The organism is Solidesulfovibrio magneticus RS-1, from assembly GCF_000010665.1.
GTDB lineage: Bacteria > Desulfobacterota > Desulfovibrionia > Desulfovibrionales > Desulfovibrionaceae > Solidesulfovibrio > Solidesulfovibrio magneticus.
Window position 1 is genome coordinate 3,425,883 of the sequence record NC_012796.1, and the last position, 24,183, is coordinate 3,450,065.

A 24,183-nucleotide genomic window follows, 5' to 3' on the forward strand; every position below is an offset into this window, starting at 1 on the left:
ATGTCCGTTCACATGCGGAAGAACAACGGCACCTACTACGTCGCCTATCGAAACGCCGAGGGCAACCAGACGACCAAGACATTCGGCAAGGGGCGGGAGGGACGCAGGGCGGCCCAGAAATTCGACAAGCAGGTCAAGGACCATGGCCCGGTCCCGCCGAGCACCCCTGAGGCCATCTCCGAAGTGGTGGCCGTCGCCGACAAGATTTATCTCGACCAACTGGCCCAGATATATATCAACACGAGGAAGGTCGAAGGAACAACGGTCAAAACCCTTAACGAGATCAGGTCGTTCCTGAAGAAACACCTGATACCCGTCTTCGCTCAACGACCCATCGACGAGATTCGTTACGATGAGATATTGACGATCGTGGGCAAGGCCTACGCCGATCATTCCCCCGTCACGCGGGGACGGTATCTGTCCTACCTGAAGACCGTCTTTCAGTTCGGGGTCAAACAGGACCTCATTGAAAAGAACCCACTGCGCCACTGGAAGAAAGCAAAAGAGCACCCCCGTGACACCAAGCTGACCGTCGCTGACCTTATGAAGATCAAGGCCGTCGCGGCCCCGCATCTGGCCTGGGCCATCGAGGTCGCCTGGAACCTGGGCGTCCGCACCGGGGAATCCGAACTCTTCGCCCTGAAATGGGCCGACGTCGACTGGGCACAATCGACCGTCAAGGTCTTCGCCACCAAGACCCAATCGGCAAGGGTGATCCCGATCTCCCCCGAGTTCATGGCCCGGCTGCGAGAGATGCAGGGACGCGCCAAGACCGAATATTTGATCGAATACGCCGGCCGGCCCGTCAAACAGTTCCGGATGTCGTTCCGGTCGGCCTGCAAGCGGGCTGAAATCCCTTACCATGTCGTCTTGTATGATATCAGGCACTTGTTCGCCACCACCCTTCTTCAGGAAGGCGGCGACTTATCGGCGGTGAGCAAGCTCATGGGGCACTCGTCGGTGCACATGACCGCGAACCAGTATTACCACCTGCTCGGTGACGAGAAGCGTCGCACCATCGCCAAGTTGCCGAGCTTGAACGCCTAAGAGATAGTTTTGGCAGGGGAGTGGGCCATTTGGTCTACTCCCTATTTTCATTATCAAATTCAAATTTCCTGAGACTTAAGATACATAAAAAAGTTTTGATCGACATATGGGATATGATTCATAATCCAAGTCACTAAAAAAGTAATCACATCAACCCGCAAAGACATCGAATCTAAACGTTCGTCAACAATAAACCTATCGATGCTCACAAGAAAGTCATTATGACTAGAAATGTGTTCATTAAGCATAGGGTAACCCGAAGATCGCATCAAAGACTCTTCTTCAGAAAAATGATACCTAGCATATCTATACAAATCAACCAGCAACACACGAAGATCACCAAGGAAATATTCTTTTTCTATAGAATCCTGAAGTTTATTAATGCAAACAAAAAGTCTCTCATGCTGACTGTCTATTTTGCTGTGACCAACAGAAAGGTAGTCATCCCACTGCGCAATTGGCATCAGCGCTCCTAAACTTTAGCCATACAGCCCAAATTAACGTGCACGCGGAAAAATTGACACATACTCTCACCATTCCGGCTCAACACTTATAACACCAAACTGAGCAACATTATTCTTCCCAGTACCTTTTACATCGTACATAGCCTTATCCGCACAATTCAGAAGTTCATCCGACGACATACCCAACTGATACCCAGCGACCCCAATAGACACCGTAAACTTAACTATTTGTTCTGCCAGCTTCCCATTTAATCTTGGTCTGAATTCATAATTTTGAACCGCCAAGCGTATTGCGTCAGAATGAAGCAATGCCTCATCGACAGAAACATCACAAACGACAACCAGTTCATCCCCTCCATATCGAGCTGCAAACCATCCATACTTCTCAGAATGAGCACTTATTATCTTTGCCAAAGTCCTCAAAACATCATCGCCGACCTGATGTCCATATGCGTCATTTACCTGTTTAAAATTATCAATGTCGAGCATCAAGACAGCAAGATGATTATTATCTATCTGATTTTGTTCGACAGCATTACGAAGAAAAGACTCAAGATACCGACGGTTATGAAGGGGAGCCAAAAGGGGGTCAACATTAACCGTTTGCTCAAGAAATCGTGCTTTTCTTTCCCAGTCCTTTGCTTTTTCCTTATAATGCAATAACATGCTTTTCAGTAGAACTTTCAGTTTTGGCCTCAAAGCTTCGAGGTCATCAGCTTCGGAAAGCACCTCCAATGTCTCCCGCCCGAAGGTACTTAGCAACTTTCCCCGCTCTTGCTCTGAAGACAATGATTCGCTTATGAACTCATTAACCACCATTGCAAGCGATGATGTAATATTTTTTTGAGACTCAAGCTCATCTTCAGCACTGACAGTAACCTGGTTACTTGCTATAAACATTTCAAGGTCTTCGATAATTTGATCAAAATTATTATCCGAAGAATCTTTTTTAGACAATCGACTAAATACTGTTTTTTGCATTGCCGATTTTTGTTCATCAGTGAATATCGAGAAATTACCAACCAAATTCCTGACAAAAAGAACAACGGCGAGCCAGGATGGCTTACCCCCGCATCCAATCTTGTGCATTTCAGAACATAATTTTTTAATCGCGCAAGAATCGGTTTGACAATCGCTTGGCATATATTCCCTTTAGGAACGTTTTGACATTAACTCTAATCTCTAACCCAATAGCACCGCCGACACAAGTACTGCATCTGGCAATACCGAACTCACCGAGACTGCCAGAGTTGGTTGTCTCGGGGAACCCCGTGCAATCCACTTACTGCTTTTCATGGAAACATTTTTTTTGTATTTTTTGAAATACGCAGTTACTCTATATTGGGTGTGACGTCCTTCACGATCGCCAGCAGGCGAGACAGATATGGCTTTGAAATATCAAATAATGTTGCCGTTACTCATGCTCCTTGCCCTCCTCGGCACGTGGATGACGGTTGGCAAGGTCTATGCTTCAGAAATAAAGGAGAACTCAGGTCTTCTGGCCCAGCGATGGCCGCCACCCGATGCGTATCCCGCGAGACCAAAAGGTCCTCAACCCGACCCTCCACCAAGATTAGGTCAAGACGACAGAGGCAGGCCACCTGGCCCATGGCCACATAGGCCCGGCATGCCACCACCTCCTCCCCCGGGTCGTGGATCGCCTGATCGCCGACCGCCCGAACCTCCCCCCAGACTTGGGCAGGATGGCTGGAGAAGACCGCCAGGACCATTGCCACAGACGCCCGGCATGCCCCCTCCAAACTTGGGCTGGGGTTTTCCCGGATCACCAGCATCCGAACCAAGGCAGGACGGCAGGAGAAATGCTGTTGCGTCAGAGACAGAACAACCGGTCCAGAAACACATCCCCCCCGCAGTCATTCCCTCTGGGGAAACACCGGACCAACGCCGCGACAGTGAACAGACGTCCATGACACATCCAAAGCCCAACCCCAGCCCACAGCCTGAAACAATGGCAGACCTTACCAGAAGGTTCAGCAGTTCGCCAATTTTTATCGCGACTGGCCTCGCTACGGGCTGCGCTGCAACTATTGTTTATTTGTATATCATGAATTGCAAACGCAAGAACCGTCGAGAAGAAACTCTTCGTGAAGAAGCTGCACAAACATCTTCACACAACTTTCAAGATCGAGTTAAAATGAATCACGAAGAACAGATCAGAAAGAATCTTGAGGATCAAAGCAATGCCTATTTGCAGCGGGAAGCCGCTCGACGTCAACGTCAAAAGCACAATGAATTTCTTAATGAATCTTGGCAACGTGCTCAAAGAAAACGACAAGAAAAAAAAGAACGAACGGAAACACATAACCACAAACAGAAAGGTAACAACCAACAAAAGACCTCGAGAACGGCAGACCATCGAGACATATCGCATGACAAAAAGTGGGCGTGTTCGATTCTCGGTGTCAATTTACGGGCCTCTCCAAGAGAAATAAAACGATCATACATTAAAATGATAAAAAAAACCCACCCAGACAAGGCAAGCTCTATAAACAAAGCCACGGAAGCCGAGTTTCTGGAAAAAGCAAAGCTCATCAATGTTGCCTATGATATTATGAAGAAATGAAGTCGCAGACGACGAGCTGTTTTTCACACGTCGACGAAGGTGAACCTGGGAGCCTACCAGACATCAACGCCAGCGAGGTTGAGAGGACACCTCACTGGCATGCTCAGTGCCAAAATGGGGACCGTCTGCCCAAAATTTTACCCGCGCAACACAGCCTGACCAGAAAAACCCGCAAATCCGGGCCATCTCCCCAGCCGCCTGCCCGTACACGGGCCAACGTCTGCCCGAATGTTATCCAAAATTCCCTCGTTATCCTGTATGGTTGGCCAAGATGTTATCCAACCCGGTTATCCACATGATAAAAGGGGCCAGGCCGAAACAGACCTAACCCCTTGAATTAATTCTGGTGCGCCCAGCAGGATTCGAACCTGCGGCCGTCTGCTTAGAAGGGCGCTTCGCCAAATGCTATCGACTGATATAATTGAGCTTTTTTCTCGAACGAGCCCCCTCCCCTGGATAAAATCGATCCTGTCTGGGACATTTCAGGTTCTCCAAAGGTTCTCCAAAATCCCGGTTATCCAGGTCTGGAGAACCTATTTCAGCGTTATCCGGTAGGGAAAGCAGATGGACAGAGGAATATTAAATATATTAGACAGATAAAGCCATTACCCAAAAAGTTTCAATTTGATGTATTTGAAACGCAAAACGAAGCAAGAGTGGTTCATTCATTAATGTTACGAACCTACGGATCATACTAGTACCATCATCGTTGATATTTATTCAACAAATGGAACAAATGAATATCTGTTACCAACTCGACATGTAGTCAGACCTAAATGTTTCCATTCACAAGAAAATATCCAAAATTAAACCGTGAGTCTTGTTGTCTCGTTACAGGTTGATAGGAATTGTCCGCAATCCTCTCCCCAATTTTTTCGAATTGCCAGCAGTACGACCAGACTCTCTTGCTATTTAAGCCCTTTAAGGGCGTTACAAAAATTATTGGAAAAATTCCATACTCCCAGAATTCAACGGTTGTGTATCGTGTCCCCATTGCTCGTGCTGATTTTCTGGGGTATACTAAATTACATGAAAAATTAGTTCCCGGAGTAAATATGGCCAAAGTGCAAAATTCTGGCAAGAGCAGGAGAGTAGGAGAGCAGGAGAGCAGGAGAGCAGGAGAGCAGGAGAGCAGGAGAGCAGGAGATTTCGACGAAATGGACATGCACGTCAAGTCACGTGGGATCCACCACCGCATGAGTAGACGCAGAACGGAACAACCGAGCGAGAGAAATCTACTCGTATGGTTAGTCTCGGCCATGGTTGTTATTGCCATTATCGGGGTGGTTGTAGTTTTACAATCGGGTGTTAGAAATCGTCGTCTTTCTGAAACCGCTCTGCCCTCTGGAGTTGGGCCAGAACAGATGCGCCTCATCAATACCCCTTTCTCAGTTGGTATTGGTTCTGGCCAGATGCAGCTGATCAAACAAAACACACCCTTTTTAGGTCTTTATTTGAGTGATATGTCTCCAGATTTAGCCGCACAGCTAAGACTAGCCATCAACCGAGGAGTCTATGTTAACGACGTTGTTCCTTTATCCCCAGCAGAGACAGCTGGGATAAAACCTGGTGACGTCGTAACTCAATTGGACGGAACGGACCTGATCAAGTCGAATGTCGTAGGCATTGTTTTGTCTAAACATTTACCCGGTGACGTTGTACAAGCAATCATTATACGCAACCAAACACAGCTCGCAACAAATATAAGACTAGAAACAATGCAAAACCAGCTAAAGTCATTCTAAATACTTGCAACTATTAAACACAAAATCGTTTCCTTCGCGTGCACGTAATCCCTTAAAACAACAGGAGATATACTAACAATAACTGCCACGATATCAACAAAACAATGAGGCTTAACACAACAAACTTCAACCGTTAACAACATACCCCAAGGATTTAATACTATGACGATCATGTTCAGAGAAGACAATACAGGCGACAACAAAAAGACTCTACACATTGACCTTGCAGGGCATCTCGACATATTTTCGCATGAACAATTCAACAACTACAAACTATACATTGACGAATGCAACAAAGTAGTTATTAATATGTCAGGTCTTGAACACCTCGACAGTAGTTCACTTGGATTGCTCCTCATGTTGCGAGAGCGTGCAGGTGGCACGACTGCAAACATTGAGATCATAAATTGCTCGCCTTCAATATTTAAGATATTCACTGCCGTGAAATTCAATCTCCTGTTCAACATAACTCCAAAAAATCACACTTCATAACAATGAACCTGACAAACTGCATGATGGACTAACGATCACTAAAGAACATCTTTAGACACAAACAGGAACTATTATGACTACAAGCATGACTTCTGACAGTCAGCCGTGTATGAACAAAAATATTCTTGTCGTTGAAGACGATAAACTCTCAGCCAACCTTATTGAGAGTTATCTTACTAAATTTGGTTACGCAGTTACCTGTGCAGCCGATGGCGAATCAGCTTGGAATATTCTGCTGCAAGACACTACGCGATTCAAATGCATCCTCCTTGATTATATGCTCCCTGATATTGATGGCATGGAAGTCTTGCATCGAATAAAAAAGGCTCCAGGCCTTAGCGAAATACCTGTTATTTTTGTAACTTCATTAAACGATGTAGAAACTATTCAAAACGCGTTTGCACATGGAGCATTTTCATATCTAACAAAACCACTTGATATAAAATTAATGAAAAGCATAGTCCATGCTGCAATCGATAGATGTAAAATCAACTTCGACATCGCCAAGGACAGACAAGAGTCTGAACGATCACTTGAACTTCTCAATTCGGGAATTTTCCACTGCAGGACATTAGATGAAGCACAATTGCTTGCAAAGACTCTTGCCATGGCATGCCCAGATTCTGGAAAAGTATCATCGGGTCTTCTTGAGTTGTTAATAAATGGGATAGAACATGGAATGCTTGATATTACTTACGACGACAAAACAAAACTCGTACTTTCAGAATCATGGAAAGAAGAAGTTAATCGCCGACTAAAGCTTAAGTGTTATCTTGACAAAAAAGTTACAGTCTTATTTGAGCGAAAATTTGGCGAGATAGTACTAACAATCAGGGATGACGGTCCTGGATTCGATTGTCAATGCTATTTAGAATTTGATCCAGCACGCGCCATGCACCCACATGGGAGAGGAATAGCTATGGCTTGCATGTTTAACCTGGACAATGTTGAATTCTTAGGAAATGGCAATACTGTCCGTGTAACAATAAGTACTGGACACAACTCCCCCACTCTTTAGCAATGCATTTACGAGATATATATGAATTTTAACATTACTAATTTGCGTGAATCGATAGAGTTTCTAAACATTCTCTTCGAAAAAATTCCTTCGGTCGTCATGCTGGTCGACAAAGATTTAGTCGTCCAAGAAGTTAATGACGCATATCAGGTTATATTCGGGCTACCTCGCGAGCAAGCTGTTGGTCAACGATGTGGGAATGCACTCAAATGCGCTTTTGCAGTTACTGAGGAAACATTATGCGGCGAAACAAGCAACTGCGAGCAATGCCTTCTTCGTCAGGCAGCTATTCAAACTCTCTTACAACAAGTCCCTGCTGATCAAGAAAAACTTGTTCACACTTTTTTTATCAATGGCTCAAGAGAGGAACGTCATTTTGAATTCAGTACCCGCTACGTCACATTCCATGGCGAACAAATGGTGCTGGTAATTCTCTATGATGTTACAAAACTTGAAGTTCAAAAACTCGAATTAATAGACAAGCAGTCTAAAATCGACGAATCACTTAAAGCCGCAGGCATAGTTCAGCTCAGTCTTTTGCCTAAGAAACTACCACATGTTAAAACAGTCGACTTTTCATGGAAATTCATACCATGCGAAGGCATTGGTGGTGACATTTTAAATGTGGTACATCTTGATAAAGACAATATCGGACTTTACATGTTAGACGTTGCTGGACATGGTGCTCCTTCAGCAATGATATCTGTCTTGGTCTATCAACTGATGAACTCACAAACTGGCATCCTCTTAGACAATACGACAACACCACCGCTTATTCGAAAGCCTGAAGAAGTTTTGAACCTACTTGACAAAGAGTTTCCTTTGATGCGGTTCAAAAGACACTTCACTATAGTTTATGCGGTGCTTAATCATCGCACAGGCACCTTAACCTATAGCAATGCAGCACACTGTTCACCGATTGTGTTAACTCAAGATGGCGTCATCAAGACACTTGACGTTTCCGGAACGGTTATCGGCATTGGTGCGATGCCTTTTGGGCAACAAACAATTGCACTCTCCCCAGGCGACAAGGTCGTATTGTTTAGTGATGGCGTAGAAGAAATGGGTAATGCTGATAACGAATTATTCGGCAGCGAAAGACTTGCAAACACATTAATCGCACTTAGAGACACTTCGACGGATGGCTTGGTGCAAGGCATATATAAACAAGTCATGCACTTTGCAGGAGGGCACCCTCCAGTTGATGATTTAAGCATATTAGCCTTTGAGTACAAAGGTACGACGAGCAGTGTTTGACGACAATCAATAACCCACATCAAGATCGGTAGGTATCAATGACTGATCACTACAGACTTTAATAATTTTTGTCGAGGCCATAATGATAATAAAAGTTAGTACAAAAAGTTTGAAAGTCGGGATGTACATATCAAATCCAGGGATGAGCGAAGTCTCGAATCCAAATGTTTTCTTATCTGAAGGTGAAATCACAACAGATTTAGTTCTCCAAAAAATCGCAAGTTCAAACTACTCAGACACCTTTATCGACACAGAGAAAGGTGTTTATTTCGCAAAGCACAAAAAGAAAAAACAGGAAATCGAAAGCCTATTTTCATCAACTGAAAACCTCGACAACCTCGATCCCTCAGATGCACAAACATTCGATTGCATCCTTGAATCAATTGATTTTGCAGAAAATCAATACACCCAGTTAATCGAGGACTGCAAAAAATTAATTTTAGCTGCCAAAGAATCTGGGAACATTGACACATCGCCTACGTATAAACTTGTAGATCACCTCATAAACAATGACAACCAAACAAACTACGCAATGATGTTCCTTTCTAATCTCAGAGGACACGACGAACACACATACACTCACTGCATAAATGTAGCATTATTTTCAACAATGTTTGGAAAATACCTTTCTCTTGGACCCGAGAACTTAATACATCTTGGGTTTGCTGGATTTTATCACGATATAGGCAAATTAAAAATTTCTGATAAAATTATCAAAGGAACGAAAAAACAATCTGCAAAAGATTTGCTCGAGTTCCAAAAACATCCACTTTACAGCTATGACATGCTCTCAAAACAATGCACGATTCCAGATGATATCTTGCGCGCAGTCTTAGAACATCATGAAAATTATTCTGGCACTGGATACCCATGCAAGAAACAACGAAATGACATATCACCCCAGGCCTCGCTAATAAGTATTGTAGACACTTTTGACTCGTTAAAATCAGAAAGATCCTACCGCATGTCTGTATCACCCCACAAAGCTATTTCCGCTATATTTCAATCTAAAGGAGCAGCATTCTCTCCATCTTTAGTAGATAAGTTTGTTAAATTTATTGGAATATATCCGAACGGGTCAATTGTTGTTCTAAAAAACAATAAAAAAGCTATCGTCATGTCTCAAAACATAAAGTCTTTGCTGTATCCAGTGGTCCGCATTGTCCTAGACGAAAACAATCGGCACTGTGAACCACAAGACATAGACTTATACGAAGCCAAGGACATTGATGACAAGCATCATATTATTGATGTTCTTGATGCTAAGGATTGCAGGTTACATATTTCTGCATACATCAAAACAAAAGGTAAATCATTAAAACTATAGTTCTCCACTGAATTACATTGGTAGATTAGTAGACTTTTCTCAGATAACTTACAACTATAATTCAAACTGGTACGTGCTCAGAACTGCTTTAATGCCGATAAGACCAATTATATCTTGCCGATTTTTTTTACGGAATGGCGATTGCAAAATAACTTGAACTTGATCGATGTCATTGAGCAACTGAATCAGATGTACTTCATAGCAGTATATAGCATTCCAGGGTCACCTACCCTCCTGCCCTAGAATATCCTCACAAGTTCCCACACACCATTTTAAAAGGGATGCTGTCCTGAGGTCCTGAGTGCCTCAGGATAGCCCTCAGGACAAAAAAAGTGTAATAAAAACATTACTTTATATACTACTTCCTGAGATCCTGAGGATTATAGGGGGGGGTTCCCCAGGAGTGGTTTTGGGGGTCGGGGACGGAGGTGTTTTTGAAATCCCCTTTTTGGGGGTACCCCCTTTGATTTTCGTTCTAATAAAAACGAAGGGAAACACGTTTTTCTAAAAGCAATACCAGCGCCACCTTCTCTAGCAATGCGCTAAAAAATCAAAAATTGCAGCTTCCTGCATCGCATAACGTCCTGGGATATCGCTAGTTTCCCTTAGAAACATTCCAGCCCAACTCCCCTGCCCCGGGCCAGCCCATCCCCTCGGACACCCCTCCCCTGCTCTCTACCGGCCCCGTCCTGGGGTTTTTCCAGTTGAGCCTTCCTTCTTGGCCCGCCCGCTCCCCAAAATCGCAGGGCGACCCCGCCCCGGCTCAATGCACGTTTTACACCGCCGCCCCGTGACCGGCCCCGTGACCCAGGTTACCTTTCCCGGGTCTCATCCCTAGTCCACGAGGTGAACATGCCGACCGACGCAAAACCGCACGGCGAGGTGCCGCTTGAAATTCTGAAGGAACTCGCTCAGCGGTTCCGGCCGATCGAGCACCTGTTTGACGTCATGGGCGCGGCGGATGCTGGCGTGCAGGGCGTCTTTGTGCGCCGATGGGCTGAAATTGGCACACATCTCGCGACAAGCTTTCGGAAACACCTCGACCAGATGGTCGCAATAGCCAGGAACGACGATTGAAGTCCTTGCAAGTCATCAACTTAAACGGAGGAATAGAACATGATCGTTTTGGAATTTATCGCCGGAATCGCCTTGGGTGCTGTTGCTGGCGGCGTCATCAAGATGATCACCCATGGCGGCGGTGCCATTGTTGGGCGAGGCAATGTTCGAAATGCGATCAACAAAGAAGAGAAGAACGTCCGTGGCCGGTTCAACGACCTGAGAGTCACCAAGAATGACCCGAAGTTCTACGAGTAACCCCGAACTTCTCCGAAGGAGAACTTGCCATGGACGACTGGCCGATCATTTTCAGCTACACCCGCGCCCAAGCCATCGCAGACGGCGTCCTAATCGACGTCACCGCCCAAGCTGCCGAGGTGGGCTTCAAGGTGCACACGGTGGTCACCGACCATCTATATAATACGTACGTGGTGCCGCCGGCCGGACTGGAAGGCGAAGGGCAGTCCATTGAGGGCCGGCTTCACGATCTGCTCTTTCGCGCCCTGCTCGCGGCTAAGGCTATTAAGGATAGCGACCGCGCTGAATTCGACGTCCTTTTCCTCATGGCTCCGGGGCGGTGGGACACGGTCCATGTGGTAGCGGCCATCGGCCCGGGCGACCACGGCGAGCCGGTCATGACCATCATGCTCCCCGAAGATGACTGAAATTATAGTGGGAGTGGGTTGAAGCGTCACGCACTTATTCCATACGATTTCGAGATGAAATTACTGCGTGACAAGACCAAGAAAATACCGTCAAGTGGGGAAGCATGAATGAAATAAAATCATATCTTACGCAAAAGTGGAAATTAAAAAAGTCAAACCTCGATTTTTTGAGCACACCAACTTCAAAACAGAGGCCAAAGTGGGAAATTGCAGATTTTCTAAAAAATGCACATCATCAAAACTCAATAGAAAAAGTACCTACTTTTCAAGACATCATTTAAATCCAGATTTCCAAAACTAGGCAAGTCTGGCAAAGAAACATCAAAAAATTGTTCAACTTGATCTTTGAATATTTTCAACTGATTTTTAGAATGCATTTCACAAAATTGTTCTCTTATTATTTTTTGCAAAGCATTAACATGCGTAGTGTGGCAAGCAAAACTGTCGTGAACAGAGGCAATACAATGTGGAGTGTTTTTTCCTAGACTTTTGACAAATGAAGTGATTATTTTAGCGGCATGTCCAGCGTCGAGCGAATGTATGTAATTAGGAGAAATACTCGAGCTTGTTTTCTTTTTTCGGAGAGACATTTCTTGAGTAGACTCATAATCTCTAAATTGAATTTTGTGCAATTTACCATCCATATACAAGCTTATTTCGTACACTGGGAACTGATAGTAAAAATTATGAACAGGCACACCGGCAGGATTGTTCCAGCAAAGACATTTATTGTTTTCGTTGAACAAAGACTGGACGCCTGTTAGCCAGTTTTTAGCTTGTGAAAATGCAGGACAAATATCTTTAATAGCGTCGTCAATCTGCTTTTCGATCTTGCGTGCTTTTTCAAGAAGTTTGATATCTTTGTCTTCTATCGAGTTCTCAGTAGCAAGTCCAATAACTTGAAACCAATTTTTTCCATATTTTTGAACCAAGGCATCGTGTAAGTTTTTTGAAGTCACTTTAGATCGCCTTTCTAGCCCTGCGCCGTATCCTGCTGAAATTATCGACTTCTTAATGAAACTACGATCAACAAATTCAGCGACAAATTTCCTTGTAATATCATCGCTGAAATCGGTAGTCCCTGCAGAAGAATGCAATTTATCGACAACGTTTTGATAAAAATCTCCAGGAATTTCGCCATCAACAAGATTGACAAAAGGAGCAGATATATGGTCGCGCAAGAGAGCGGCATAATGCTGGAAACCATTGCAGGTTCCATCTACATAGACAGGAATATTTGTATATCGTTCTCCGGCCTTGGATTGTTGGATATTCTTCCACTCAAAACAAAAAGCCAAAAAAGAATATCTATCTGATGCTTTCTGCCAAAACTCGAAATTTAAAATTGGGTCTTGAGCGGATTTAAAAATATCTCTCTCATTACTTTCAATCCACGAAATCATTTTTTCCTTTGAAACCTTTCCTGTTGGCGAACCATACTTTGAATAACCAAACACAGCAAGATTCTCAAGCGAGGCACATTCGTTGTGTTTGTCAATATGTTTTTTCTCTGAAAAAACAAGCAAAGAACGACCTTCATCGTGACTTTGGGGGCTAATCTGCAAAACAGAAGAATACATCCTCCCGCGAAAGTCGAGATACCAGGGAATATAAAAAGTCCGATCTGCGAGGTCGTCAGCCAAGCTTAAGGTTTGATCCTGGAGTAATTTTTTTGTCAAATTGTTTCCATATGAAGTAGATCCATGAAAGTGCTTCATAGTGTTTAGTATTTTTTTATTGATATTATAAGGCGTTTGCTGAAGCAGATTCAGCGCTTTTAAAAACGTCTTGTCAAAACTGTTCTTTTTGTATTCAGAAATAATACATATTCTTTGCTTGGACGATTTGACATTAAACGCAAAGCTATGGTCTTCTTTTATCAAATACCCGCCACCACTCAAGTCCTTTTTCCATTCGTCTGGGCTACAAAACATTGGATACTTTCGTGGCTTAAACAGACTCCCTTTTGTTTTATTAGGGTCATAATATTCAGCAAATTTCTCACTGAACCCTATACGACGCGTGTCGCGACCACGTTGCTTGCCAAGTTTAATTATAACATCTTGACTTGAAATAAATTCATTCAAAAAAGTACCCGGCAATACGCTTTAAGTTGTTTTCTATAGGTGACAGTTTTTCATCAACAGGCATAATTTCGCTAATTGTTTGGCCAGATAAAATTTTGCTATCGACAAGCATTTTTTTTGTTTTTCGAAAAATTTCTTTAGCTATTCTTCCAACTACGTATTGATAGCTAACGTCAGAACTGTCTTTGCTTTTGTTGAGGCAAATATCAAGAGTTATCTTGGTTGTTATAAAAACCAAATATTTGCAATTACTATGCATGAAGCGCAGCATAAGTTTTTTGAATTTTTCCTTATGCCTTTCGTCTGCGATGCCAGATCCAATATGTTTAAATTTAACATCGAGATTCTTTTTTATATGCCCAGGGATGTTTTTCATGGTTTCGTTGTAGAATGGTCCAAGCTCTTTTTCCCACAGCGAAGAGCTAGTGGTTGAGTTGTGTCCATTCAAAGGATTCTTTTTTGCAAGAGACTCGCTGAATAAATTGAAATCTATGTCGTTTAATAACTTCTCTCGCTCCATTTGAATTTTTCTCAGGCTATCGGAAGACATCTTGACAACTCCTTTCTGTTTTGAATATTTTTACATGATTTCATTGGCGCTAGTTGAAGAAAAAATCAAAAATATCACGCTAAATAATTGCAAGGAGTGTTGTGCTTAACAATTGAGTACAACAAAGATCTATCTTTGTCGAGCAAGTTTACTGCATAAAGGACGCATTGGGCTACCTCCGCTCTAGATGGCAGTGATGACATGGTTTGGCGGTATTGATTCCGGCGACCAATCCACTGAGCCTGTGATTTCGGGTCAGACAATTTGCAAACAAGTGGTGGCCCAGCCCCTCGGCGTGCCGTGGCCGGTCTTAACTCACATCAGCAATCACAATTGACCGAAAACTGCCACGAGGAGCAGATAGCGTTTCAGGATGTTCTCCTGTCCCTAAATCCAAACCTACAAACCCGATGCATGCTGAGCGGCGACGGTCCAGGGTGCGCTCGAAGCTGAGCTCAACGAGTCCTGTCCCGTCCGCCATCTTCCAGCGACTTGCCACCCCTAGGCAATATCCGGGTGCAGTTGTTGTACACGGCGCGCCGAGCGTCATGTCTCCACGTCGGGAATTCAGCCCGTTGCGCATAGTATCGACGAGATTTTTTCTCCACGTCTCCCCACCGTATAGGCTTTTGAGGACATCTCGGGAGAAATGACCCTTGACCGCGACCTAGTTAGCCGGGGCGTCCGGACAGGGCGGTGTTGTGGCGTGACCCTGCCCAGGCATTACCAGCGGCCTCCTCCTGCGTCTTGGGCAGAGCTAAGGTGCCGCCCTTGTTAGCCTCGTGAACCGCGACGCGACGGCGACAACTACGCCGGTGTCTGTCCACGCGTGCTCGCGCCCCCGTGTCGGCCTGATCTGACCCGCTAGAGGTCCTTTGCAATTTACTCAGATCGTCCGCAGATGGCTAGAATTTTGGGTTTTATGCTTTTGATATTTTCAACTACTTGTTTTTATTGTACTAATTTTTTCATCCGGGGGACTAATAGAAAGACTGTCCATCGCGAAAAATCTGCGAAAAGGCCGGTAACACCGAGCCCATTCACAATGCTCTGCACAAGATTTTGGCAGAGCCTTGCAAATTGATTGATTTATTCAATTAATTGCAAGGCTCTGCTTTTTTTTTGCAAGCAACCTTGATTAATACATTCAATAATCAAACGTAAATGAGGAGATGTCTCATGTCAAATAAACTCCGGACCATCACGCCGGACCAGTTGAAAGAAATGGCCATCGATTTCATCAACAATCACAAGTCAAGCGATGGCACGACTATTGGAGTAGACATTAAAGACATGTGTTCGCATTTCTCTGTTTCAAAATCTATTGCGAGGGATGTTTTCATTGAAGCAGTCAATCTTGGTCTTCGGAACGTCAAGCTCGACGCTCAGAAAACAAAGAAGCCGAGTAGCGAAAATGGATGCATCAACGCCAAAGGTGTATACATTATCACTAAGAAAGTATTTACCGAATTCAACAATAGTCTCGAGGACGAAAGAAAATTCAAGATCAACGACAAGTTTAACCTCACTCTCGACGGCGAAAAAATTGTTCTGGAAAGAGTCGAGGATGAGTCTTAAAAAATTCAAAGCTGCGATTGCCGAGGAGCATAAGAACAATTGGCAGCTAATTTAGCCTACGTGGCGTGGCTTTTGTCTGTTGTTAAAAGCCACGCCGCATCTGACATTTTCTGCACTCATTTTGTACATAAACCTACAATTATACATTAGGATAATATTTCTGCATTCATTATGCAGGCTGCAAACAACGACGTAAGTCAATCGCCGGGGTTGGTAAGCTGCGTTACTTCTCCAATTCTGTTAAATTATTAAATTAGTATTTTTAATCGAAGCGAGAAGAATAATGTCATGCAGTTACCCGGCAATCAGTATAGTTCCGTCGGAGTTTTTACGCATTGTTTGGAAAGATTTTGCGCAAAAAGCAATTCAAAACATTTGCACATTAAACAGTAACGCAACTTACAATTTTGAGTTGCCAACAGAACTTAACCTTATCGATTCAACGGTTAAATCACTTATTGCAAAAGGAAGCAATGTCTACTTTCAGGTTGGCCTGCAGTCACACAAGTCGGGGCCGCATAAACGAGGCAAAGAAGTTACGACCGTGGCTATCCCTGGATTTTGGGACGATACGGACATTTTGGGCCCTGGGCATAAACAACAACGCTTACCGAAAGACCAGGACGCGGCGTTGGAACTTATCTTCGACTTCCCTCTCCACCCGACCCTGATTGTGCATTCTGGCGGGGGACTATACCCGTTCTGGCTTTTCAAGAACCCCTGGGTCTTTACCTCTGACGCTGACCGAGAAGCGGCCAAGGACCTTTCGAAGCAGTTCCAGACTGCACTGCATGACAGGGGCAGACGGCGTGGGTACGAGTTGGACTCCACGTCAAACCTTGACCGTTTGCTTCGAATTCCGGGGTCGGTGAACTTCAAGATGCCCGAGACCCCTCGTCCCGTGCATGTGCTCTACTTCGACCCGAACAAGCGTTACACCCTGGACGAGATAAAGGATCACCTGCCGGCGAAGGCTATCGCTGTCGTCGCGCCGCCAGCCCAAAAGGGGACGAGCATCCCCTCGGGTGAGAGGAAATACCCCCCGGCCGATCTGAACAAAATCGTCCAAGGATGTGCATGGATGCGTCACATTCGTGACGATGCCACGGCCTTAACCGAGCCTGAATGGTATGCGGGCATATCGATCTTATCAAGATGCCAAGCCGGTCGTTCTATAACCCATCAATGGAGCAAGCCTTACCAAGGATACAAACAAGAAGAAACGGACAAGAAGTTTGACGATGCTCTTAACAATGCAGGTCCTCGAACGTGCGAAAACATCAGGCAAAGCTGCGGCGGCGAAGCATATTGTAGTAAATGTTCGTCGTGGGGCAAGGTCAAAAGTCCAGCAATCCTCGGCAAATCTCAAGCGTTCATAAAAGAGTATGTCGCAGACAGTTTGCCTGGGGCTCCAGTATCGCAAGGTATTGTCATACCGGAAGGATACGTCGTTAGCTTAGAGCATGGAGTTGAACGTATTGAGATGCGAGGCAAGGGAGATGCCAAATTCGAAGTAAGAACAAAGATCCTTATCACACCTCTTGTCATATCTAAGCGTCTTGTAGATGTGAACAATGGCGAGGAGTCCATTGAAATTGCGTGGCTTCGCGATGAGGTGTGGAAACCTCGGATAGAATCTCGTTCTACGATCTTTAACGCAAGGGAGATCATGAGCGTCGCAGGACAAGGCCTCCCTGTCAATTCGAATACGGCATCTTTAGTTGTTGCATATCTAGCAGACTTTGAGCAAGCAAACAGGGATATCATACCTGTTGTGTCTGTCACGTCCGTATTAGGATGGCAGAAAGGCATGAAAACCTTTCTTTGGGGTAAGCAGGTCCTTGCGTCGCCAGGATCGAACAACCATGTCGTGTTCAAAGCGCAAGAGGATGGCGATGATCAGATTGCCTCTGGGTTTTACTCTAAAGGATCATACCAAGCATGGGTCAAAATAATCAACAGCTTGTATGACCATGAACGATCGATAATGATGGTCTACGCTTCGTTCATCTCTCCTTTCTTGAAAATAATCGAGGCAAACAACTTCGTTGTAGACCTTGCATTTTCAAGCTCTAAAGGAAAGTCAATAGCCTTGCGTTGTTCCGCATCCGCTTGGGGCGACCCTTCTGGAACTGGAAATACGGTGTTCTTCACCTGGAAGACATCCGAAGCATGGATTGGTCAAACTGCCACGCTTGTCACCGACCATCCGTTAATTCTTGATGAAACAAAGCTTGCCGGAACAGCCGGCAAGAAAGGAGAAGCTGCCAGCAAGGTAAGTTCAACGATTTATCAGGTATCAAGCGGACAAGACAAAAGAAGGGGTTCACTTAAAGGAACAAGGAGAACCGGCACTTGGCGTTTGGTCCTTTTGTCAACCGGGGAACAACGTGCCGTTGATTTCTGCAAGGAAGACGGCGGTGCCCATGCTCGCGTCTTAAGTCTTTGGGGAATGCCATTCTCGGGCGACAACCTCGCGGACTACGTCAACAATGTAGAACTCACGGTCAAAGAAAACTTCGGTCATGCCGGCCCCAAGGTGGTCAAGTTCATCCTCGCGAACCAACGCGATTGGCCGCTGTGGCGCGAGACCTATCTGGAGCTTCGCCGACATTACACCAAACTTGCCGGCGGCAATAACATCGCGGCGCGGCTCAACGACCAACTCGCCGTCCTCAACACGGTGATCCCTTTGGTCCACGCCGCCCTGCCCGAGTTGAAGCCCAAGCGGCCTATCAGGGAGTACCTTGATGCCATCTGGAACACGGTCAGCAAGAATGCCATGGAAGCAGACAGAGCGACCGTTGCCTTACGGCATGTATATGACTGGTCGGTTGCAAACAGAGACAAGTTCTTCGATGGCAAGTCTCAAGACAGCAACCAGCACTATGTTCCGTCTATGGGATGGGCTGGACGATGGGACAATGGCAAATGGAGTGAGATAGCTTACCTCAAACCCCAGTTAACAAAGATCATTGAGGAGTCCGTCGGCGAACCCGATGCGATTATCAGAACGTGGGCTGACCGAGACTGGCTCTACAAAGACAGGCAAGGTCGAAACCAACGACAACTGACGATCCGTGGACAGAAGGCTTGGGTTTACTGCCTTAAGAAGGCAACCATCGAGACGGAACTTGGCATCAAGTTCGACGATGATGCAACATGGAATACCAAGAATTTCAAACCAACATTTTAAACAGGAGCGAGGAAGAAAGGGGCATCCTGCGGCCCTGAGGGCCGCAGGACAGCCCTGCAGGATGTTTTTATACAATAAAAACGGTTGTTTATGTGCAATTTCCTGGGAGTCCTGAGGATTTTAGTGGGTGTGGTCGAAGGGGAACCCAAACGCACTTTCCCTCGTTTGGTCCCCTCTCAAAAGGGGCTACCCTTGTTTTACGCAGTCCCGCAGGAATTCAAGAAAAATTTAATAACATACTGAAAAATATTTATTTTTTTCTAAACTGCGTCCTGAGGCCCTCAGGATTTTTCAGGACTGCCTAAAAAGAATGCAAAACCGGAGGACAATGTGAGTCATTTCGACGAGATGCTTGATCGGTACGGTTTGTCCCATGATGTCTTCGGCCTTTACGAAAGTCAAAATCCGCCGCCGTCGGAAACGCAGGACGGCGCGGCAGAACACCTTCCTGTCGAACCGATTGAAATTGAGATGGCACCCGGCATGGGAACATATGGCACGCCACCACCTGACGGTTCCTTCGCCGACGGACCAGACAATTCCGAGAAACTTCCATGGGAAAGCGAGGAAGAACCTTCAACTTTCGAAAGGATTCCCATTTTCTCCGTTGACTATGACGGGTTCGATTAAACCACATTAACTGCATCGGCCTGGCATGGGCAAGATCGTTTCCTGTCCCATGCCAGGATCAAGCTGTTTAAGGAACATCGGATTGGCTGACTATCTGAATAACCACGACCATCCGAAGTAATGTTATGACAAAACACTTAAGACTATACTCGCTAGTGAACTCTTGTTTTTATCGCTAGACAGATATATGCTTTTTATTTTTCGCGAGGCAAATAGAGAAATTACCAATATATATTTTTGAACTTCAAAACTTGATATCAAGCAAAATAATTATAACCATATTTTTCAGGATTAAAGACATACATTGGTTCAAGATAACAATTTTCAGACATTGCAGATACAATTGTCATGGGAGCCTTGCTAGGTCTTCGTTCTAGCGTTCAATTCGAACCATATATACTATATGAGGTCAAAAAATAAATTGTCTCGTGATATACTTCAAACATCGTTCTCATCGAATGCTTTTGAACTCGAGATTATCTAGCTGACATATCGCAAGATAGCCAGTGGAGGAGATGAGGCCTTAAACCAGCCGGTAATACTTACTTCAGTATGAAACCAAGGTGGCGCATATGGCGAACGAGATTCATGGCAAATCGAAGTTCAATTTACAACCACCATATGTATGCGATTAGGTGTCGGATGGTTTTGTTCTAGATTTGACTAAACCAAGGGAAGTCCATTTGCAATCGTTCAACCGTAAGGTTAGTGAGAAAACCGAAGTTGCCAATGGATGGCTGCGCATCTGTAAGGGATGCAGAGAGATGTTGATCCATAAACTTACTGAAAATATTGTCTTGATGAAAATGCTTGAATTCATTCCAATGAACAGTTTGCGCGAAAATTACAACAACTTCTTGTCAAGCTATGACTATACTTCAGAAATATACCTTAACTATATCAACATCTCTCGGAAAGCCTGATGCGGGAAAACCGCCCGTCAGGAATTCATGGACGCTTAGAACGGCGACGTTCTTCTCGATCCAAGAAGAACACTTCTTGCCAGCGGCATAACTTTGCTTGCTGGTGGAAGTGTTCTATCTGCAATAGCTACCACGAAGGCCTAGAGTTCTAGGCCTTCATTTTTACGCAATAATTTTGAATACCATGGCCAATTCGTTGGTATAAAAAATATACCGCTCTAAAATCCCATTTACTGCGCTTTTCCCAGATTTCCACAGCCAGTTCCCACTCCACGGCGAAAACCTCGGGAATCGCCGTATAGGGCCAATGCCAGTTTTTACCCGGCGAAAAGTCGATTTTCCGCTCATATTTTCGATTCCAATAGAGAAATATACCAATAAACAAAGGAGATTTCCATGTCAAAGAAAGCTGGTCAGGCAACAAACGACGGAGAAGGACCTTCTGAAAAGAAGAAGGTCGAACCCAAATACAATCCTTCCATTTTGCGCGAATGCATCCAAAAAAACATGGATGCCATCAGCATCATGGAAAAGCTCGGCATCACCCATCGACAAACTTTGAAGCACTGCGTGCTGAAGTTGATGAGTGACGACAAGACCTACTATGAGGTCAAAGGATTGTATCTCAAGAACTCAAGTCGCCCTCGGGTGAACAAAAAGATGGAGCTTAAAATCCATCTGAAGAATCTTGATCTTCGAGAACTCGCCGTGGCTGAAGGGGACGAGTTTACTGTCATGGTCGAAAATGAAATGATCATATTGACCAAAGTTTGACTACTACAATCTCCATCGATGAAAGCCACACCTCCGGGTGTGGTTTTTTATTTATGCGAACATCCTTTCTCTCAAACTTCGCTGTATTATAGAGAAATTATCCATATAGCCAATGTACGTTTCTACATAAAAACGTACTTTCCCCGGCAAAAACCTGATTCGGCGTTAGAATTTAACCAGTTACAGGCTGCTTGGGAGTCCTAGTCCTGGGAGCTGGCTTTTTAGAAGTCCGACTTCGCCCACCTAAACTGCAATAATTGCATTGGAGTAAAAGATGAAGGTCGAACCAATTACTGAACCAAAGTCCATTAAGAGCATCAAGAAAATCCTTTCTGACAACCATCGAGACAAATTACTGTTCATCATGGGCATCAACACTGGGCTTCGCGTGCAGGACTTACTTGCGCTTAAAAAGAAGGACGTCAAAGACGTCCAAGCTGGAGAGCGAGTAATCTTACGCGAGAAGAAGACTGGCAAGGAAAACGTCTTCATTATTAACAAGGAGATCAAGACTGCCCTTGACGAGCATCTATCAACAGCAAAGCTAGAAGACAACCACTACTTATTCAAAAGTAGAAAAGGTTCGAACTATCCGCTTTCGACATATGCCGTCACCAAGTACGTCAAAGCATGGGCTGAAGCTGTGAATCTCAAAGGAAACTACGGAGCCCATACCTTGCGCAAAACCTGGTGCTACCACCAGCGCAAGACCTTCGGTGTCTCCTGGGAAGTTTTGGCGAAGCGGCTGAACCATTCCAGCCCGTCGATTACGCGCCGGTACCTTGGCATCCAAGAGGAGGAGGTAGAGGAGATTTTGCTCAACACAATCTAATCAATACAGGGGCTTATTAGGCCCCTGTATCAATTAACACTGTTGCGCAGAAGACCAAACAACACTTCAAAGCATAACGACGATAAATCTATCATTAACGACTAAACATTAATTTATGCTTTCTTATCTGGAGAAGCAATCATGGACGGAGGAGATGACTAGTTGTCTTGGGCCATTCTACGATTTAAAACATGCTGCGAAGTATTGTGGATACAGCACTTCATACTTCGCAAAGTTAATTAAAAAGAAAAGCATTAAACGATATGGACCGTCTCAATCGCGGTTTGCTCGTGCTGATTTAGATCGATTAATGGCCAATCCAGAAAGTTTCTCATCTAGTCTCGAAATTAAACCTAGAACTCCTATCGAACTTGAGGTGTAACATGTCCGTTCATATGCGGAAAAACAACGGCACCTACTACGTTGCCTACCGGAATGCCGAGGGCAAGCAGACGACCAAAACCTTCGGCAAGGGCCGGGAGGGACGCAGGGCGGCCCAGAAATTCGACAAGCAGGTCAAGGACCACGGCCCGGTCCCGCCGAGCACCCCTGAGGCCATCTCCGAAGTGGTGGCCGTCGCCGACAAGATTTATCTCGACCAACTGGCCCAGATGTATATCAACACGAGGAAGGTCGAAGGAACAACGGTCAAAACCCTTAATGAGATCAGGTCGTTCCTGAAGAAACACCTGATACCCGTCTTCGCTCAACGACCCATCGACGAGATTCGTTACGATGAGATATTGACGATCGTGGGCAAGGCCTACGCCGATCATTCCCCCGTCACGCGGGGAAGGTATCTGTCCTACCTGAAGACCGTCTTTCAGTTCGGGGTCAAACAGGACCTCATCGAAAAGAACCCGCTGCGCCACTGGAAGAAAGCAAAAGAGCACCCCCGTGACACCAAGCTGACCGTCGCTGACCTTATGAAGATCAAGGCCGTCGCGGCCCCGCATCTGGCCTGGGCCATCGAGATCGCCTGGAACCTGGGCGTCCGCACCGGGGAATCCGAACTCTTCGCCCTGAAATGGGCCGACGTCGACTGGGCACAATCGACCGTCAAGGTCTTCGCCACCAAAACCAAATCGGCAAGGGTGATCCCGATCTCTCCCGAGTTCATGGCTCGGCTGAAGGAAATGCAGGGACGCGCCAAGACCGAATATTTGATCGAATACGCCGGCCGGCCCGTCAAACAGTTCCGGATGTCGTTCCGGTCAGCCTGCAAGCGGGCTGAAATCCCTTACCACGTGGTCCTCTATGACATCCGCCATCTGTTAGCCACCACCCTCCTTCAGGAAGGCGGCGACTTATCGGCGGTGAGCAAGCTTATGGGGCACTCGTCGGTGCACATGACTGCGAACCAGTATTACCACCTGCTCGGTGACGAGAAGCGTCGCACCATCGCCAAGTTGCCGAGCTTGAACGCCTAACAGATTGTTTTGACAGGGGAGTGGGCCATTTGGTCTACTCCCTATTTTCATTATCAAATTCAAATTTCCTGAGACTTAAGGTACATAAAAAAGTTTTGATCGACATATGGGATATGATTCATAATCCAAGTCACTAAAAAAGTAATCACATCAACCCGCAAAGACATCGAATCTAAGCGTTCGTCAACAATAAACCTATCGATGCTCACAAGAAAGTCATTATGACTAGAAATGTGTTCATTAAGCATGGGGTAACCAGAAGATCGCATCAAAGACTCTTCTTCAGAAAAATGATACCTAGCATATCTATACAAATCAACCAGCAACACACGAATATCACCAAGGACATATTTTTTTTCTATAGAATCCTGAAGTTTATTAATGTAAACAAAAAGTCTCTCATGCTGACTGTCTATCTTGCTGTGACCAACAGAAAGGTAGTCATCCCACTGCGCAATTGGCATCAGCGCTCCTAAACTTTAGCCATACAGCCCAAATTAACGTGCACACGGAAAAATTGACACATCC

At 45.2% G+C, this 24,183-nt stretch carries 21 protein-coding genes; 16 read left to right on the forward strand and 5 right to left on the reverse strand.

The features are described 5' to 3' along the window. Complete coding sequence (locus DMR_RS14450; protein WP_043600747.1) at window positions 1-1,047, forward strand: tyrosine-type recombinase/integrase; 1,047 nt, start codon at window positions 1-3, stop codon at window positions 1,045-1,047. 59 nt (window positions 1,048-1,106) lie between these two features. Here DMR_RS14450 and DMR_RS14455 read toward each other — a convergent pair whose 3' ends face one another. Further along, window positions 1,107-1,511: a bacteriohemerythrin gene (locus tag DMR_RS14455; protein WP_015861678.1), complete on the reverse strand. Its 405-nt coding sequence runs from the start codon at window positions 1,509-1,511 to the stop codon at window positions 1,107-1,109. A gap of 66 nt (window positions 1,512-1,577) precedes the next feature. Further along, window positions 1,578-2,654, reverse strand: coding sequence for a diguanylate cyclase (locus DMR_RS23505; protein WP_015861679.1), 1,077 nt, complete (start codon window positions 2,652-2,654; stop codon window positions 1,578-1,580). 784 nt (window positions 2,655-3,438) lie between these two features. Here DMR_RS23505 and DMR_RS25395 point away from each other — a divergent pair. From DMR_RS25395 to DMR_RS14490, 9 genes are all read left to right on the forward strand, one after another. Further along, a complete protein-coding gene (locus tag DMR_RS25395; protein ID WP_232502803.1) occupies window positions 3,439-4,095 on the forward strand; it encodes a J domain-containing protein in 657 nt (218 codons plus the stop codon). A gap of 848 nt (window positions 4,096-4,943) precedes the next feature. Next, a complete protein-coding gene (locus DMR_RS23515; protein WP_148208447.1) occupies window positions 4,944-5,840 on the forward strand; it encodes a PDZ domain-containing protein in 897 nt (298 codons plus the stop codon). Window positions 5,841-6,002: 162 nt separating this feature from the next. Continuing rightward, the gene (locus DMR_RS14470; RefSeq protein ID WP_015861683.1) at window positions 6,003-6,332 is read left to right on the forward strand and encodes an STAS domain-containing protein; all 330 of its coding nucleotides are present in this window, start codon (window positions 6,003-6,005) and stop codon (window positions 6,330-6,332) included. Window positions 6,333-6,405: 73 nt separating this feature from the next. Next, complete coding sequence (locus tag DMR_RS23520) at window positions 6,406-7,350, forward strand: response regulator (protein ID WP_232502804.1); 945 nt, start codon at window positions 6,406-6,408, stop codon at window positions 7,348-7,350. 21 nt (window positions 7,351-7,371) lie between these two features. Next, complete coding sequence (locus DMR_RS23525) at window positions 7,372-8,607, forward strand: SpoIIE family protein phosphatase (RefSeq protein ID WP_015861685.1); 1,236 nt, start codon at window positions 7,372-7,374, stop codon at window positions 8,605-8,607. Window positions 8,608-8,689: 82 nt separating this feature from the next. Further along, window positions 8,690-9,934, forward strand: a complete 1,245-nt coding sequence (locus DMR_RS23530; RefSeq protein ID WP_015861686.1) for an HD-GYP domain-containing protein — start codon at window positions 8,690-8,692, stop codon at window positions 9,932-9,934. Between the two features lie 852 nt (window positions 9,935-10,786). Continuing rightward, entirely contained in the window at window positions 10,787-11,011 is a 225-nt protein-coding gene (locus DMR_RS14480; RefSeq protein WP_043600758.1) for a hypothetical protein, read from the forward strand. Window positions 11,012-11,050: 39 nt separating this feature from the next. Next, a complete protein-coding gene (locus DMR_RS14485) occupies window positions 11,051-11,248 on the forward strand; it encodes a hypothetical protein (protein WP_015861688.1) in 198 nt (65 codons plus the stop codon). A 29-nt stretch (window positions 11,249-11,277) separates the two neighbouring features. After that, complete coding sequence (locus DMR_RS14490) at window positions 11,278-11,655, forward strand: DUF6573 family protein (RefSeq protein WP_015861689.1); 378 nt, start codon at window positions 11,278-11,280, stop codon at window positions 11,653-11,655. Window positions 11,656-11,897: 242 nt separating this feature from the next. On the opposite strand, the gene DMR_RS23535 is transcribed toward DMR_RS14490, so the two are convergent. Both DMR_RS23535 and DMR_RS14500 read right to left on the reverse strand, forming a co-directional pair. Beyond that, entirely contained in the window at window positions 11,898-13,742 is a 1,845-nt protein-coding gene (locus DMR_RS23535; RefSeq protein WP_148208448.1) for a DNA-directed RNA polymerase, read from the reverse strand. Further along, complete coding sequence (locus DMR_RS14500) at window positions 13,735-14,292, reverse strand: hypothetical protein (RefSeq protein WP_015861691.1); 558 nt, start codon at window positions 14,290-14,292, stop codon at window positions 13,735-13,737. The genes DMR_RS23535 and DMR_RS14500 overlap by 8 nt, the downstream gene beginning before the upstream one ends. Before the next feature lie 1,179 nt (window positions 14,293-15,471). On the opposite strand from DMR_RS14500, the gene DMR_RS14505 reads away from it, so the two are divergent. The 6 genes from DMR_RS14505 to DMR_RS14530 all read left to right on the forward strand — a co-directional run bounded on the left by DMR_RS14505 (window position 15,472) and on the right by DMR_RS14530 (window position 23,655). Beyond that, entirely contained in the window at window positions 15,472-15,870 is a 399-nt protein-coding gene (locus tag DMR_RS14505) for a hypothetical protein (RefSeq protein ID WP_015861693.1), read from the forward strand. Window positions 15,871-16,153: 283 nt separating this feature from the next. Next, window positions 16,154-19,066: a DUF927 domain-containing protein gene (locus tag DMR_RS14510; RefSeq protein WP_015861694.1), complete on the forward strand. Its 2,913-nt coding sequence runs from the start codon at window positions 16,154-16,156 to the stop codon at window positions 19,064-19,066. A gap of 330 nt (window positions 19,067-19,396) precedes the next feature. After that, window positions 19,397-19,696, forward strand: coding sequence for a hypothetical protein (locus DMR_RS14515; RefSeq protein ID WP_015861695.1), 300 nt, complete (start codon window positions 19,397-19,399; stop codon window positions 19,694-19,696). A 1,319-nt stretch (window positions 19,697-21,015) separates the two neighbouring features. Next, on the forward strand, window positions 21,016-21,393 hold the full coding sequence (locus DMR_RS14520) for a hypothetical protein (RefSeq protein ID WP_015861697.1): 378 nt from the start codon (window positions 21,016-21,018) through the stop codon (window positions 21,391-21,393). Window positions 21,394-21,667: 274 nt separating this feature from the next. Beyond that, window positions 21,668-22,225 carry a tyrosine-type recombinase/integrase gene (locus tag DMR_RS14525; RefSeq protein WP_015861698.1) on the forward strand — a complete coding sequence of 186 codons (558 nt, stop codon included), beginning with the start codon at window positions 21,668-21,670 and terminating at the stop codon, window positions 22,223-22,225. 383 nt (window positions 22,226-22,608) lie between these two features. Next, window positions 22,609-23,655, forward strand: a complete 1,047-nt coding sequence (locus DMR_RS14530) for a tyrosine-type recombinase/integrase (RefSeq protein ID WP_015861700.1) — start codon at window positions 22,609-22,611, stop codon at window positions 23,653-23,655. A 59-nt stretch (window positions 23,656-23,714) separates the two neighbouring features. Here the strand turns inward: DMR_RS14530 and DMR_RS14535 are convergent, their stop codons facing one another. Further along, window positions 23,715-24,119, reverse strand: coding sequence for a bacteriohemerythrin (locus DMR_RS14535; protein WP_015861701.1), 405 nt, complete (start codon window positions 24,117-24,119; stop codon window positions 23,715-23,717). Window positions 24,120-24,183: the final 64 nt, after the last annotated feature.